At 41.1% G+C, this 1,921-nt stretch carries 2 protein-coding genes; both read left to right on the forward strand.

Going from position 1 to position 1,921, the window contains the following annotated elements; genetic code table 11:
- A partial coding sequence (locus F580_RS25260; RefSeq protein ID WP_040358021.1) for a DUF3604 domain-containing protein occupies window positions 1–291 on the forward strand: 291 nt, incomplete at its 5' end.
- 17 nt (window positions 292–308) lie between these two features.
- On the forward strand, window positions 309–1,921 hold a 1,613-nt coding region (locus F580_RS0123630; protein ID WP_019030234.1), incomplete at its 3' end, for a DUF3604 domain-containing protein.

Consider the following 1,921-nt stretch of genomic DNA (forward strand, 5'->3'; position numbering starts at 1 on the left):
GGTCGTAAAATATCCAATAATAAGGTAAAAGCAGTGGGTAATACCGTTGATATTAAAACGGCCAGTTATACCAACTCTATTGGTGATGTAGAGCTTGCAACCACTTGGACTGATCCTGAATTCGACCCAATGGTACGTGCTTTTTATTATGTGCGTGTACTTCAAATTCCAACACCGCGACACACCTTATATGCATCGGTTGCTTTAAATGAAGCCCCTCAAAAAGGTTACCCAACAAGTATCCAAGAGCGTGCTTACAGCTCACCGATTTGGTACACACCTAGTAAATAAACCAAGGAAAAATTATTATGAAAAAATTAATCTTATCTACAATTTGCCTTGCTTTAGCTTCTAGCCTAGTCAATGCAGAAGAAACCAATCTCTATTGGGGTGATACACATTTACACACTAAGCTTTCTGGAGACGGCTACCTCATGGGTAACAAAAGTTTAATGCCAGAAGATGCCTATCGTTATGCCAAAGGTTTGCCGGTAGTCAATGCTATAAGTAAACATAGAATTAAAATCGCAACGCCACTTGATTTTCTTGTTGTAACAGATCACGCAGAGTATGCAGGTGTTGTTCCAAAGTTGTTTGAAAATGATCCTGAATTAGCGAAGACCGAGCATGGAAAGATGGTTATGGATTTGGTTGCTGAGGGTAAGACGAAAGAAGCTTATTTCGCTTTTATTGCCACTATAAACAACAATAGCCCTTGGGAAGATCTTAATAGCACTTCTATTAAAAAGTCTTTTTGGCAAACTACTGTTGATGCCGCCGAAAAACACAACGACCCTGGAACGTTTACTAGTTTCATCGGTTGGGAATGGTCTTCACTTCCAGGTGGCGCTAATCTACATAGAATCATTTTTATGAAAGAAAGTGGAGATGTTGGTATGCAATTTCTCCCTTACTCATCTTTTGACAGTAATAAGCCTGAAGATTTATGGGCGTGGTTAGATAAAACCGAAAAAGAAACGGGTGCAAACTTTGTCGCAATTCCTCACAACGGAAATGTAAGTAAAGGTAAAATGTTTGCCGAAATTGATAGTAAAGGTCGACCATTGTCTGTGCAGTATGCAAAAACTCGTATGCGTTGGGAGCCTATCTATGAAGTAACACAAATAAAAGGAGATAGTGAAACGCTAAGTGCATTGTCACCCAATGATGAGTTTGCCGAATTTGAAACCTATAATCATGCACTCGATGGAAATGCTGGCGCTAACTCCCATGGGCTTCCTGCCGACAAAGGCGATTATGCCAGAACGGCGCTTATGCGCGGTCTGGAGTTTGATAAAAAGCTAGGTGTAAACCCATTTAAAATTGGCCTAATAGGCGCATCAGATTCTCACTCAGGGGTTCCTGCTGTTGAGGAAGATAATTTTGGTGGTAAGTTTCCAATTGATTCACGGCCTATGGGTAAAAAAGCTGATTTAACTCCCGGCACCATAGGTGCCGATATGTCAGCATCGGGTTTAGCCGGTGTTTGGGCAAAAGAAAATACGCGTGAATCGTTAATGGCTGCTTTTAAACGTCGTGAAGTATACGGAACCACAGGACCACGTATTGCTGTTCGCATGTTTGCTGGTTGGGATTTTAATAACAAAGATTCGTCTGCGAAAAATCTTGCCGCTGTTGGCTACAAAAAAGGTGTTCCAATGGGCGGAGATTTAACCGCAGCACCAAAAGGTAAAGCCATTTCACTCTTAATACGAGCCGTTAAAGATCCCGTTGACGGAAATTTGGATCGCATTCAAGTGGTTAAAGGCTGGTTAGATGCTAACGGGAACTCTCATGAAAAAGTCTTTAATGTTGCCGCTTCTGATGGTCGTAAAATATCCAATAATAAGGTAAAAGCAGTGGGTAATACCGTTGATATTAAAACGGCCAGTTATACCAACTCTATTGGTGATGTAGAGCT

The sequence above is a fragment of the Colwellia piezophila ATCC BAA-637 genome (assembly GCF_000378625.1).
Classification (GTDB): Bacteria; Pseudomonadota; Gammaproteobacteria; order Enterobacterales; family Alteromonadaceae; genus Colwellia; species Colwellia piezophila.